Annotated in this window: 3 protein-coding genes; all 3 read right to left on the reverse strand. The window is 58.0% G+C overall.

All coding sequences use genetic code 11. From position 1 onward, the window contains the following. Positions 1-131: 131 nt before the first annotated feature. The 3 genes from L6D63_RS17070 to L6D63_RS17080 are packed head-to-tail and all read right to left on the reverse strand — an operon-like array spanning position 132 to position 13,864. The gene (locus L6D63_RS17070; RefSeq protein WP_131670238.1) at positions 132-716 is read right to left on the reverse strand and encodes a hypothetical protein; all 585 of its coding nucleotides are present in this window, start codon (positions 714-716) and stop codon (positions 132-134) included. Next, positions 713-12,133, reverse strand: coding sequence for a two-partner secretion domain-containing protein (locus L6D63_RS17075; RefSeq protein ID WP_131670237.1), 11,421 nt, complete (start codon positions 12,131-12,133; stop codon positions 713-715). The genes L6D63_RS17070 and L6D63_RS17075 overlap by 4 nt, the downstream gene beginning before the upstream one ends. A gap of 24 nt (positions 12,134-12,157) precedes the next feature. Further along, positions 12,158-13,864, reverse strand: coding sequence for a ShlB/FhaC/HecB family hemolysin secretion/activation protein (locus L6D63_RS17080; protein ID WP_131670236.1), 1,707 nt, complete (start codon positions 13,862-13,864; stop codon positions 12,158-12,160). Between the last annotated feature and the right edge of the window lie 123 nt (positions 13,865-13,987).

Consider the following 13,987-nt stretch of genomic DNA (forward strand, 5'->3'; position numbering starts at 1 on the left):
GCGCACTCGGGCTAACGTGGTTGATGGGGTCAGACGAAATCTTCGGAGGGCTTTCTAAACGTAGGCTGTCCCCATTCACCCTTTCCAATGTATGTAGCCATGCAACTCTACAACCACCTAATTGCCTACGATCATACAAAGCGCAACTTCCAATAGTCCCTACCATCCACTATCCAGTATCTTTCACGGGCAGGAATGAGAAAACTAAAATCATAGCATTCAGAAGTCCAATCCGAATAAACATATTTCTCGTGAAACCGACCATCATCCATATGCATAAATATCTTTCGATCAAAATTTATATAGAACGTTGGAAGGCGCGAACTAACAACATTGGCCAATTTATACAACTCGGAGCTCAAGCCTTTACCTGTCAGGTAGTAACTCTCAATTGCCTCAAAGACAGTTTCATCCGCCCCAACAAAGCTCTGCAAATCCAACGACGATAGTATTTTCTCTCGTGAATCATCAAGGTACTTCGGAAAATTCTCCGAAGTCAACTGCGCAAGCCCTCCCCTGTAATTTTGGCGAAACTGTTCATATTGTTCCTTCGTAATCCCCCCACTTTCCAGAGCGGCCCTGAGACTGATATCTATATCCAAAGTAAAGTTTTCTTTTTCATCCACAACCCAGAAGCATTTTTCTGAATGAACAAAAAAACAGATATTTTTTTCCCCGTCCCACAGATCGTCAAAAATCACTTCATTTACGGTCATTTATTAAACTCTTTAAAAAATTCATCCTGTGTATAAACACGAGCATTACTCGCATTACTTTCGAGCAATGTCTCCCACACTTTCGGTAACTCAAGCGAGAAACCTGGCTGTCCCGCATCCACTCTTTTGGGCGCGTCCCGATCTCTCGGGCCCACCGAGTGCTGATCTATCAATTTGTCCATAATTTGCTTATGTGTGTTGGCGTCAACGTCGAAAACTACTACAGAGCCATCAGGTCGTCGGTTCGTCAAGTAGTATGTTGCGTGATCCGCATTTCCAACACTTACGCATAGCTGCCCCTTACAACCCGGATTGATGGTAATGGTTCCATCATCATTTGCAGTGATGCGATTCTGGCTGGTCTTTGTTCCAGACCCTCCACCCTCAACCCTGAAGTAAGTCACTGTTTCTGGAGAATCGCCTTTTGTCCCGCCACCACTGTCGCCTTTTGAGCCACCGGTTCCGGCCCCTTCCTTCGTGTCGGCAGCACCGTCCTTCGTCCCTCCTTTCCCGCCTTTGCCCCCTCCAGGCAACTTGATTGTCGGCCCCATCGCGGACACGCCCATCGCGAAGCCTTCGACGGCCGCCATCGCCACTTCGTGAGTGATATCAAGTGTCTTGACCAGCGTATCGGCAATGGCCGCGACGGTATGGCCAGCGGTAATACCGGCCAACATGTTCTGGAAGCCATTGTTCTCGGTAATCAACAGATCAAAAAAATGCGCCGCTTCAGGCGATGCAGAGGCCGCCAGGTCCTTGAGTTTCTGGGTTTTAGCCTCTGCTTCCGCAACCAGACTGGAGAACGTGGCGCACTGACCAGGGTCGGCCGCACACTTTGCAACTGCCTCGATATCCTGCTTCCGGCTCAGTTCGTGGTATTCGCCATAAGCCTTGTTTGCGCAGGTAGAGTCACTTCCGCAGTTGATCATCTCCTTCGCTGCTCGCTCAAGATCTGAGTGAGACAGGAAGTTGTACTGGGTTGCGGTGGCAGCAATATTCGCTGCGATGTTCGGGTCGGTACCCGCAACCACTGCAGAAAGCACGGCGATCAACTGGGACATCGCCAACAGATTGGCTTTTGACTGGTCCGCACCCGGCATATTCGGATCGTAATTGTCAGGAAGTATCAAGCCCGCCAGGTATTGCACCATGGCTTCGTTGGCACCTCCAGCGAGTGCACCCGTCTTGAAATCGCCGCCCATTGCCATGGACTTTAAGCCGCCCACTAAAGCATGTGCGGCAATCTTGGTCGGACTGCCGTCGACCAGATTGAGGTTACCGACCTTGTTGGCAGCGATAGCGCCACCAATGTCTATAACAGCCCCGAGGATATTATTGATGAAGTTATCACTCAGGCTGCCACCCTGTAGAGCAGTCTGGGCGAGCGTTTCGGCGCTCGTCTTGAGAACTACCTGCCCGGCACTGTTCCAGTCGAACCCAAGTTCGGTCGGGTTATAACCAAGCCCCGTGCCGATACCGCCCAGCATCCCCGAGAGTACGTAGCCCTGCAGGTTTTCGCTGCTGAAGACATCCTTAAGCACTGAGCCCAGATCGCCCTTGTTACTGATGACGCTGTTAGCTGCTGTGGTTTCCACAGCAATCAACACAGCGTTCGCGAAACCAGCCGAGAACGTACCGGCGGTTGCACCAATCAAACCGGCACCCGCACCACCCGTGACCGCTGCCAACATGATTGCCAACGCCAATTGTGCGGCGACACCAAGTCCGGACGTCGAGTATTTGAAGCTCTTGTGAATTTCCTCCACACGGCGCCAATCAACATCGCCGCGCAGTTCTGCCTCTTTAAGCCACGCCAGTTTCGGATCAGCCGCGACCATCGTGTCGATGGTCTGGCTGACACTTTTCTGGTCGATCTGTTTGATATCGATCTTGAGACCATCAACCGCTTTGATTACAAGCTTTCCGTTGGCAATCAACTCGCTCTGGCGCAGGGTCTCATCGGTATTGCCTCTACCTTTGGCGGAGTTCCAGCCTGCGTTGCTATTGCTCTTGGTATGGCTCTCGTCATGGAGGTCCTTGACCCCCTCAAACGTAATGACGCCGCCACTGTCCAGAGTGAGATCGTTGCCACTTTCAAGCTTCGCTACCTGATAGCGCTGATCACCGTCACTTTTTAGCGTCAGGTTACCGCCAGCAGAAATTTCACTGCCCACATGTGTGATCTTGGTAACTTCATCGCGCTTGGTTTCGAGGCTGCCAAAGCTTCCTTTTTTCTTTTTGTCGTAAAGCGAATAGTCACTGTCCTGTTTGGCAAGGATCTGCAGATTGTCACCGGCCACCAGGTACGCTTCATCACCCGCCGTCACCCGACTGGAAATCACGCTGAGGTCTTTACCCGCATCCAACCTGACGTCGCCACCCGCCGTGATACCGGACATGACCTGGCTGACATGGTCCTCCTGCATCGTGAGCTTCTTGCTTTTGGACAGAGAGTGTTCTTCATCGGCCGCTGAAGTGAATACGATGTTGTCGGTTGCCGTCATTGCGGCATCGCGTTTGGCATCGATCTGGCTGGCGATGACGTTGATGTCACGCTTGGCGTCAGCCTTGAAGTCGCGTCCAGCGTCAATGTCGGCACCCAGTTGGGTGATGCTGCTGCTGTTGTGATTGTCGTCCTGGAACACGCTGTTTTTTACTTGTACGGACGCCACGTTGACATCGCGCCCGGCATTCAGCGTCATATCCCGACCACTTTGCATGACACCGCCGACGATGGTGATGTCCTTGGCCGCCTTGACAGTCAAGTCATTGGCCGCCTCGATCCGGGCTGCGCTGTCGGCAAAATCCCGGTGCTGGTTGCCAGGCCCATCGACGTTGTCCGCCGAAGTGATTGTCCGCTCGTTGATAACGTCGCCTTTGCGCGTGCTCAGGGTGACGTCACCGCCGGTAATAACCCCACCCGACTTATTGACGATGTTATTGGTCGCCAGAAGATCCAGCCGATTACCCGCTTCGATCAAACCGCTGTTGACCAGATCCTTGCTCGCCGTCGCCGACAGATTATTCGTTGCCTTCAACGTACCAACGTTATCCAGATTCTCACCCGCAATCAGCGTGACATCGTTACCGGCAATCAGCGCGCCGGTCGGTGCAAGCCGATTATTGGCATTAGCCAAATAAAGGACCGGCACGAGCACTTGCTCGCCGTTCACGACGACGCTTTCCATCCAGACGATATCGTGAGTCAGTGCCGCGACCTGTTCGGATGTCAGGGTGACGCCCAGCGTCAGGTTGAGCTGATTTTTGCTGGTGAGGGCATTGTCCATCAGGTACTTGAACATGCTCTCATCGGTGGTCTGGCCATCGATGAAACGCTGACCGGTACGCGCCACGACCGCTTGCTGGATGAGGCGTTGCTCATAGAGACCATCACCGAGCCGCTTGGCGCTTTTGTCCGGGTCATAACCCAGGTTGGACAACAGATAATCCGACCCCATGAATTGCTTGAGGTCCGTGAGCACAGGGTTGGTTTCGATCAGATATTTGTGCGCATTGGAGGGTCTGTTATCAGCCGGTACACCCTGCACACGATTGATCGTGAAACTCGTTGAGCGAGCAGGCAGCCCGACGGTGTTGGCATCGGCAGCGGGCGCACTGACATCGAGAGCACTGGCCCCCGTTCCGGTTTCAGGCGCCAGATGGTTTGCCGTATTCAAGTCAACGGCACTGGAGGAAACCTGAGTGCCGTTTGCCAGCTGGATGTCTCGGGGCTGGGTATCCGTCAGCGTTTGTTGACGGTTGATCGGGCTGATGGATGCGCCCCCCATGGTCCAGCTATCCGGACCGCTGGCGGTCGGCGTAGTTGTGCCTTGCCCGCTCAGACGGAACAAGCCGTTTTGCCCGGTGGGCAGGCTGAAACCTGGAAGTGCCAGCGGGTTCACCTGCTGCTGTGCCAGATCGGGTGGAAGTTGCGCATTGATATGGATCGGCGTCGAGTAAGCGCTGCCTGCGCTGGTGTCGGCCTTGGTATGCCCCGCTGTGACATAGGCGTAGAACGGACGCACTACGCTGTTACTGATGGTCTGCCCGGCATTCAGTGTGATGTTTCCAGCCGCTTGAATCACGGCGTCGTAAGCACTGCTCGAGCTTGTTACCGAAGTCGTCGGCCCGGTAATTATGCCTCCGCCCATCATTTTGATCACCGCGCTCAAGTCAGCCTCAACGGTGGGTGACGGTGTACCGCCATTTTTTGCGTTGAACGCATCGACCGCTACGATCACGCCAAAAATCTGGTCAACGTAGTTCCAGTACGTTCGCTTGGTGACGATCTCCTGCTCTTGCAGGCCGGTGTTATTGATGGTGTCGGCATTGACGACGATGTTGCCAGTAGAGGCAATCGTGCTACTGGTGTTGTTCAGCGTCGATGCATTGATCGACATGTTGCCACCACTGGTCATGCTTGCCGCTGCGCTGCTGGCGTTGACCTTGAGGCGATCAGTTTCGGCGATTTCCCATAACCCGTTGCGGCGGCTGCCACTGCGGAAGTCACAGCCGGCAATTGGAATCAGGTTGCAATCGAGTTGTGTGATGAAAACAGAGCTTTTTTCTTGTTTGGTGTATTCAAGGATCGCCCGAACGTTGTTGACAGTCAGAGCATTGATGGTCAGATCGCGCGCGCTATAAATATCCCCGGAGACGTTATCCAGCAGATTCGCTTTGCCAGTGCCAGCGTCACCGCCGATGTAGACGTTACCCAGCCCGTAGAGCTGGCCATAAGAGTTGTTGAAGTTTGCAACCTGCAGGCGCATGTCGCCGCCGCTGGTGATCAGTGCATTACTGTTGAGCAGTGATCCAGTGGTGGCGGTCAGGTTCTGACCCGCAGCGAGCGTTCCCCAGTTGTTGATTTGACCCGCATTGATGGTCATGTTGGCGGCTGACGTCAGCCGCGCACCATTGTCCAGTCGGCCACCGACATTCAGGTGCATGTCGCCACCGCTGGCGATGCTGGATTTTTCGCTATTGAGGCTCACCTGCGCGGCACTCAGGTCCAGCGTTCCGAGGCTGGAGAGGCGCCCGCCTCCCCAGTACGCACTACTCAGGCCAACATTCATGCTGCCGTCACTGGCGATCAAGCCTTCGTTGAGCCAGTTGACGCCGGTGCCGGTGAAACTGTCTGAGGCCAGCAGTTGCCCTGTCGCCGTTTGGGTCAAGCTGTTGACATTAACAGTCAGTCGCCCCGCCTGGATGACGTTGCTGTTGGTCCAGGTATCGGTGCTGATGGTCAGGCCGCCGCGGGTCACGAGGGTGCCGCCGGCGTTGATGACGTTGTTGGTGGAGATGTCGAACGTGCCGGTACCGACGTGCAACAGGCTGCCACCGGTATTAAGGAAGCTGCCGGCGTCGAGCGTCAGGTCGGTGTTGGCGGTTTCCAGTGTGCCGTTGCGGTTGTCGAACAAGCCGCCAATCTGGAAGCTGGTTTTGCCGCTGGTGCCGAGAGCACGCAACTGGCCGGTCTGGTTATCGAGGCTGGCGGCCTTGATGGTCAGGGTGCTGTCGCTTTCGATAATGCCCAGGCGGTTGTTCAGTTCACCGGTCAGATTGAGGTCGATCTGCTGGCCGGCGATCTGGCCGTCGTTGTCGCCGCTGTTGTCGAAGTTGTTGCCGGTGACGTTGATTTTACCTTTGGCGTAGAGCCCGCCGTTGCGGTTATCGAAGTTGCCGGAAGTGATGACCACGTCGCCGCTTTGCGCAGAAACCCGTCCACCGTAGTTATCGATACCACCCGGCGCGAAGAGATTCACGCGTTGAGCCTGTATCACACCGCCCTGACGATTGTTATTCAGGTCGTAGCCATTCTTCAGCACGCCTGTCAGGCGTGCTGAGAACGCACCTTTCAGGCTGGCGAGGACGCCGCCACGACTGTCGAGATTGCCAGCGTCGAGGGTCAGATCACCGGCATCGGCAATGATCCGGCCGCTCTGGTTATCGATGTCGCCACTGGTGGTCAGGGCCAGTACGCCCTTGCTTTGCAGGGTGCCCTTGGCGTTGCCAAGACTGGCCGCCTGGATCTGTACATCGCCGTTCTGGCTGTAGATCAATCCGTCGGCGCTGTTCTGGATGACGCCTGGCGTGGTGATCGTCAACAAGTCATTGGCCGCGACGGTGCCGCGATTGCGGTTGTCCAGGCCGCCGCTGCGCAGGGTCATCAGACTCTGACTGGCCAGTTGGCCGCCCTGGTTGTTGATCTGTGTGGCGCGTTGCAGCAGCAGTGCGCCACCGCTGGCAAGCTTGCCGTTGGTGTTGGTCAATGCGCCGAGCAGGTCGAGAGTCACGGCGCCATCGCTGGCCAGCGTACCACTGGTGTTATCCAGTGTGGTGCCGACAAAGCTCAGATCCTGTTTGGCGCTGACACTGCCGCCGGCGTTGCCCAGCGTCATCGCCTGCATCGTCAGGATTGCACCGCTGTAGATCGAACCACCTGCGGCGTTATTCAACAGATTACTGACTGTAAGAGTCTGTGCCTCGCCACTGGAAACCACGCCCTTGTTGCTGTTATCCAGGCTCGCGGCGTTGACGTTCAGGGCTTTCTGGCTGACCAGTGCCCCGGCGTCGCTGTTAAGCAAGTCCCCGCTCAGTGTCACATTGAGGCTACCGCTTTTGCTGGAGAGCGTGCCACTGTTGCGGTTGTCGAGGCTCTCGGCATTGACGTCCAGACCTTGCCAACCGGAGATCAGACCGTTCTGGTTGTGCAGTTGGGTACCTGTGAGACTCAGCAGGTTGCTGCTGATCAGCTTGCCGCCGCTGTTATCGAAGGCTCGGGTTTTGAGGTCGATGCTCTGGCTGCTGGAGATCTCGCCGCTGCGGTTGGTCACATCACGCAGGTGCTGAATGCTCAACTGGCCTTCAGTGGTGATCAGGCCGCCGTCGTTGTTCAGATCAGCAGTGGCCGCGCCGAAATCAATGGCGATGGCACTGCCCAGCAGCGAGCCGTTCTGGTTGTTCAGGCCGTTGCTGTTGATGGTCAGGCCGGTGGTGGCATTGATCAGGCCCAGGTTCTGGTTGTTGAGCAGGCCGTCGAGGTTAAGGTCCAGACTCGAACGGCTGGTCAGTGTGCCGCCGCTGTTGTTGAGGCTGGCCGCTTTGACGTCCAGCGCAGCCGCAGCAATCAGGCCTTTGATGTTGGTCAGCGCCTGGTCGATGCGCAGCGTCACGGCCTGATTGCTGAGCAATTTGCCGTTGCTGTTGTCGAGGCTGCGCGCCGTCACGGTGAACGTCTGCGCGCTGGAGATTTCACCGCCGGTGTTGTTGACGTCCTGGAGGTTCTTGAGCATCAGCAACGGCGCGCTGATGAAGCCGCTCTGGTTGTTCAGTTGACCGTGATTGAGGTCCAGATCCAGCGACGTGTTGCTGAACAACTGGCCGCCCTGCTGATCGAGACCGGTGACGTTCGCGGTCAGCGCAGCAACGCTGGCGATACGACCGCCGTCCTGGTTGGTCACTTGGGTCGCTTTCAATTCCAGCGTGTCGCCACTGTTCAGACGGCCGTTGTGGCTGTTATCCAGTGTAGCGGTATGCACCACCACCGGACCTTTGCCGCTGATGCTGCCATTGTCGCTGTTGTCGAGGCTGGCACTGGTGAGGTTGAGGCTGGCGTCGGTGACGATCTGACCACCACGGTTGAGCACCACGCCGCTGGTGGTCAATGTCAACGACCCGGCAACCGACAGGCTGCCGAGGTTGTTGGTCAGACTCGCCGCTGTCACGCCAAGGCTGCCTTCCGCGCTGATCAGGCCCTGACTGTTATTCAGGTCGCCGCTCAGGTCGAGTTTCAGGTTGCTCTGGCTCAGGAGTGCACCCGCAGTGCTGTCGAGGCTGCGGCCGGTCAGGCTCAGGTCGGTCTTGCCCGAGATCAGCCCCTTGGCACGGTTGAGCACTTCATCAACGGTCAGGCTCAAAGCACCTTGTGCGATCAACTTACCGCCATCGCTGTTGTCCAGACGACTGCCGACCAACGTCACGTCAGCCTGGCTGGACAGCTCGCCGCCACGGTTGTCGATGGCATCGAGCGTCAGTTGCAGCGCCTGATTCGCCCCGACGAGACCGCCGTTACGGTTGTCGAGGCTGTTGCCGGTGAGCTTCAGCCCGTCGGTTGCCACCAGTTCACCGTGTCGGTTATCGAGGGTCGCGACGTTGGCGATAACGTCGGCTTTACCGGCAATGTGCCCTTCGCTGTTGTCGACGCTGTCGGCTTTCAGATTCAGTTCATCATCAGCGATCAGCGTACCGCTCTGGTTGACCAGTTGGCCGTCCACCGTCACCCCGAGGGTGCCACGGCTGGTGATCAGGCCGCCGCTGTTGTCCAGGCGAGCGCTTTTGACATCCACGCTCTGCGCGGAAATCAGGCCCTTGACGCTGGCCAGCAGTTGTTCGATGCGCAGGGTCAGGCCCTGATTGCTGATCAATTTGCCGTTGTTGCTGTTATCGAGGTTTTGCGCGGTCAGGGTGAAGGCCTGGGCGCTGGAGATTTCACCGCCCTGGTTGTCGACGTCCTGGAGATTTTTCAGCACCAGCAACGGTGCATTGATCAGGCCATTGCGGTTGTTCAACTGGCCGTAATTGAGGTCGAGGCTCAGGGAGGTTTTGCTGAACAGTTGACCGCCCTGCTGATCGAAGCCGGTGACCGTTGCGGTCAGTGCTCTTTCGCTGGCGATCCGGCTGCCGATGCCGTTGTTCACTGCGCCGGCGTTGAGCGTAAGGATGTCACCGCTGACCAGGCTGCCGCCGGAGGCGTTGTTGAAGATGCCGGTGGTCAGCGCGGTGGCTTTTTTGCCGCTGATCAAGCCGCCCTGACTGTTATCCAGACTTTTTGAAGCAAGGATCAGCCCGCTGTCGGTGGCGATCAAACCCGTCTGATTGTTCAGGCTGCCCGTGCTGGTCAGCGTCAGCGCGCCGGCGCTCGTCAAGTGACCGCGCGTATTATCGAGACTGCCGGCGTGTACGGTCAGCGTCCCTTCGCTGCTGATCAGACCCTCGATATTGCTCAAGGCGTTGTCGAGACGAATGTCCAGATTGCCCTGCCGGGTGACGAAACTACCGCCGCTGTTATCCAGGCTCTGCCCGGTCAGCGTCGAAGTGCCAACACTGAACAGTTGTCCGAGGGTCTGATTGATGACCCGGGCCACAGTCAGGCCAAGGGTGGTTCCGGCGAGGACTTTGCCGCTGTCACTGTTGTTCAGGCTTTGACCGATGACGGTCACATCGACGGTGCTGGAGATTTCGCCACCGCGATTGTCGATCTCGCCGACCGTGAGTTTCAGCGCTTTTGTGGTACCGACCAGACCGGCCTTACGGTTGTCGAGCGACTGGCCACTGAGCAACAACGAACCTTGGGCGACCAATTCACCACCCTGGTTAACCAATTGCGTCACGTTGGCGTTCAGATCGGCTTTGCTTGAGATGCGCCCGGCGCTGTTATCGATGCGCGTCACACCGAGAATCATCGGGCCTGCCGCACTGAGCAAGCCGCCACGGTTATCCAGTTGTGTGCCGCTGTAGTTGACGGCGGCCTGACCATCGAGCAGACCTTTATCGCGATTGTCGAGTGCGCCAACGCTGAGTTGCAGGTCTTTGGTCGCGCGAACTTTACCGCCGCGGTTGTCCACGGAATCGCTGCGCAGGGTCAGGCGATCCTTGCCAACCACGCTGCCGCCACGGTTGTCGAGGCTGCCACTCTGGACATCGACCGCACCTTTGGCGCTCAGCTCACCGTTCTGGTTATCGAACAAGCCAGTGATGCGCGCGGTCAGACTGCCGTCGCTGACGAGACTGCCTTCGTGACTGTTGTCGAGGCTGGCGGCGGTGATGCTGACATTTACCCCCGAGCCCAACACACCGTTGCGGTTGTTCAGCGCGCCGATCAAATCGATGTTCAGCGCTACGTCACCCGTCACCTGGCCGTCGCTGTTGTCCAGCGTGATGGCGTTGATACGGGTGGTGCCGGCGCTGGATATCTCGCCACTGTGGTTATTCAGATCGCCGAAATCGGCGCCGAGGTTGCCGTTGCTGCTGATCACGCCCTGAGTGTTGATGACCTTGCTGGCGCTCAACTGCACCGTCGAGTTACCGAGGACGCTGCCCTTGTTCTGATTGTCCAGGGTGGTGGCTGTGAGGCGCGTGCTCTGCTGGGCGCTCAACGTACCGCCCTGGTTGTTCAGGGTTTGCGCGACGGTCGCCGTCAGGTTGCGACTGGCGATCACGCTTTTACCGCTGTTGTTGAGATTCTGCACACTCAGGCTCACGTCGCCAGCGCTGTTTCGGCTGTTGTCGGCGTTGATCCCGGCTTCAATGATGCCGTTGTTGCTCAGGGTTCCACCGGCGCTGAGGCTGATGCTGTCGCGTGCAGCGAGGTTTTGCTGGTTGCTCAGATCGCCTTGGGTTTGCACGCTCAGTGCGGTGCCGGCGTAGACCGGACCTTGGGCAGTAAGGCTGTTGGCTTTAATGTTCACGGCAGTGGCTGCCGAGGTCTGCGCCAGGGTCAACTGGCCGTTGGCATCGATCTGGATATCGCCACCACTGGCGGCCAGGTTGCCCGCCAGTTTCACCCCGACCCCGGCCTCGGTGCCGACCAGTTTGATCGCCCCGGCGTACATCCCGCCGAGTGCCGAGGAGTCAATCGCCAGTTGCGGTTTGGCGCTGCCATCATCGGCGCGGGCCGTGGCGCTCAAGGTTTGCGCGTTGACGTCGTTGCGCCCGGCGACGATGGTCAGGTTCTGCGCCTGCAGTTGCGCGTTGATCTTCGCACTGCGGGTGATGATTTCGAAACGGTCGACGTTGCTCGCGTTGAGGCCGGCGCCTTCGATGGCGACGCTGCCCTGGTCGACCTGGAAGCGATCCAGACGGCCGTTATCCAGCACCGGTTTGCCGGTGGTCAGCGTTACGCGCGGCGCGTTGATGAAGCCGCAGCCATTACAGGTGATGCCATACGGGTTGGCGACGATCACTCGCGCTGACTGCCCTGCCACTTCGGTGTAACCGCGCAACTGGCTCGGGTTGCCGCTGATGACTTCGTTGAGAATCGCTTGCGCCGAGCCACTGTTTTTCAGGTTCGGGTTGCCGATGATGTGCCCGGCCAACTGGGTGTTCGAGGTCTGCGCCGAGCCGTTGTTGAGGATGACGCCCTGCGCACCGACGTTGTAATCGTGAAACTGGTTGTGCGACAGCCCGCTGCCGTTGGGCGTGGCAATGTTGATGATCGGCACGCCATTGCCGGCCCGATCCAGCGAAGTGTTCGGGTTGGCCACGACAATGCCGTCGGCCTGCGCCCACATCGGCTGCCAGAACATGACGTTCGCCAGCAGGAACGCCAGCCCGCGTTTGGGCATGCCCAGGAACAACTCACGGTTTTTTACGGCCGCAGAAGGCTGGCCTGCAAGGAAAGCGAACTGGCGAACATCCATGTCGATGGTCTCGAAGAATTTGAATTAGATGAAAAAGTCGAGGCGGAAATAAATCGGCGCTTCACGCTCGGTCAGCACATCCGGGCGTTCGAGGGAATGGGCAAAGGTCACGCTGGCAGCCACGTGTTGACCACGGGCGAACAGTTCCAGCGAGTTGCTCGACATGCGTCCGTGCTGATCGCCGTTGTAGCGGTCGCCGCGAATCACGCCCTGGTCGTAGCCGAGGCTGGTGCCGTATTCGGCGAACACCGGGCGCAGCCATTCGGCCGTCACCGGACGGCTCCAGCGCAGGTCGTTGCGCCAGTAACCGCCGCTGTCGCCGGACAGCGACTGATCCTTGTAGCCACGGATCGACGACAGTCCACCGAGGCTGGTGCGCTGCGGACTGAACAGCACATCCTCGCTGCGTTGGCCGGTCATCAGGCTGCTGAAGCTGAAGGATTCGCCCCACACCTTGAACGGTTGCAGATAGCTCAGGGTCGCGGTGTATTTGCGGTAGCGTGCGTCGGGCTCGCCGGGGCCTGGATCGTGGCTGCCCTGCGCATCGAACGCGCCGATGCCTTCCTGCATGCCGGCGTCGAAGTTGACGAAGGCGCTGCCGATGCGGCGACCGTGGTTGAAGCCGAACTGCGCTTCGCTGATGCGGTTGCTGCTCAGCTTGAGCTTGCTGTTTTCGATGAAGTTGTTGGTGCGCAGGTAGGACAGGCCGGCACTGAGCGAGGTCTTGCTCACCGAGTCGCGATGGATCACCCGCTCGGCGCGCAGCTGATGGTTTTCGCTGTCGCCGGTCTGCTTGAAGTTGTAGCCGTTGGCGGCGATCTGCGAGCGGTAGTCGCTCTGGCTGTAGGTGTAGCTGAAGTTCCACCAGCCCCACGGCAGGTTGTAATTGAGCATGGCGTTGCTGGAGGTGTGCTGGTGGTCAGTCATTGCATCGTGACCGCCGCGCAGGCTCAACTGATCGGCCAGGCCCAGCGGGCTGTCCCAATCGAAAGTGGTGCCCCACTGCTGTTCACCGGTGCTGCGTTGGCCGTCGTTGCTGCGCGACAGTCCGGCACGCCATGGCTTCTGCGGGTTATTGGTGACCAGCACTTCACTGCCGCCGACGTTCTTGCCCGGCGCCAGCTCCATCTTGGCCTGATTGGACGGCAGGCGATTGAGCTGATCGACCATCTGCTCGATCTCGCGCAGGTTGACCAGTTCGCCGGACTTGCCGGGAAAGGCCATCGCCAGTTCGCGCTGCGAAAGCTGGCTGTTCTCGGCGCCCTTCATGCCTTCGAGTTTGCCTTCGACCACCAGCACTTTCAGGTGCCCGCCAGACAAGTCTTGCTGCGGCAGGTAGGCGCGGCTGGTGACCAAGCCTTTCTCGATGTAATGGTCGGTGATGACTTTCAGCAGCTCGTTGAGCTGGGGTACACCGAGGCACTGGTCGATGTAGGGCTTGAGCAGACGGGTTTTGTCGCTGTCGGACAGACTGTCGGCGCCCTTGAGTTCGATGTCCTTGATCGGGAAACAGCGGGTATCGGTGGGCGCTGCCGGTTGCGAAGGCTTGGCATCTTTGCCGGGCAAATCCTTGAGTTCTTCCAGGCGCCGCTGTTGCTCTTCAAGCAGGCGATTCTGGCGATCGCGGATCAGGTCGGTTTCACCGGGGGTGGGTGCAGCGAAGGTAATTTGAAGCGGAGACAGGCACAGCAAAGCCACGCACAACCTCGCCACGAGGGCGGGTGGATACATGTTCGATCCCTCGAGACGGAATGACATCAAAATAGTGGCGCGATATTAGATGGCCATCATTTTGACGTCAAACAAACATTTCGACCGTTTGTCGGGTTTGTAACAGGGATTGAACAATCGACG

This window comes from Pseudomonas parakoreensis, assembly GCF_021602155.1.
GTDB classification, from domain to species: domain Bacteria; phylum Pseudomonadota; class Gammaproteobacteria; order Pseudomonadales; family Pseudomonadaceae; genus Aquipseudomonas; species Aquipseudomonas parakoreensis.

Excerpts from the sequence above, each read along its gene's own strand:
- L6D63_RS17080 (WP_131670236.1), bottom strand. The coding sequence starts at position 13,864 with ATGTATCCACCCGCCCTCGTGGCGAGGTTGTGCGTGGCTTTGCTGTGC.
- L6D63_RS17070 (WP_131670238.1), bottom strand. The coding sequence starts at position 716 with ATGACCGTAAATGAAGTGATTTTTGACGATCTGTGGGACGGGGAAAAA.
- L6D63_RS17075 (WP_131670237.1), bottom strand. The coding sequence starts at position 12,133 with ATGGATGTTCGCCAGTTCGCTTTCCTTGCAGGCCAGCCTTCTGCGGCC.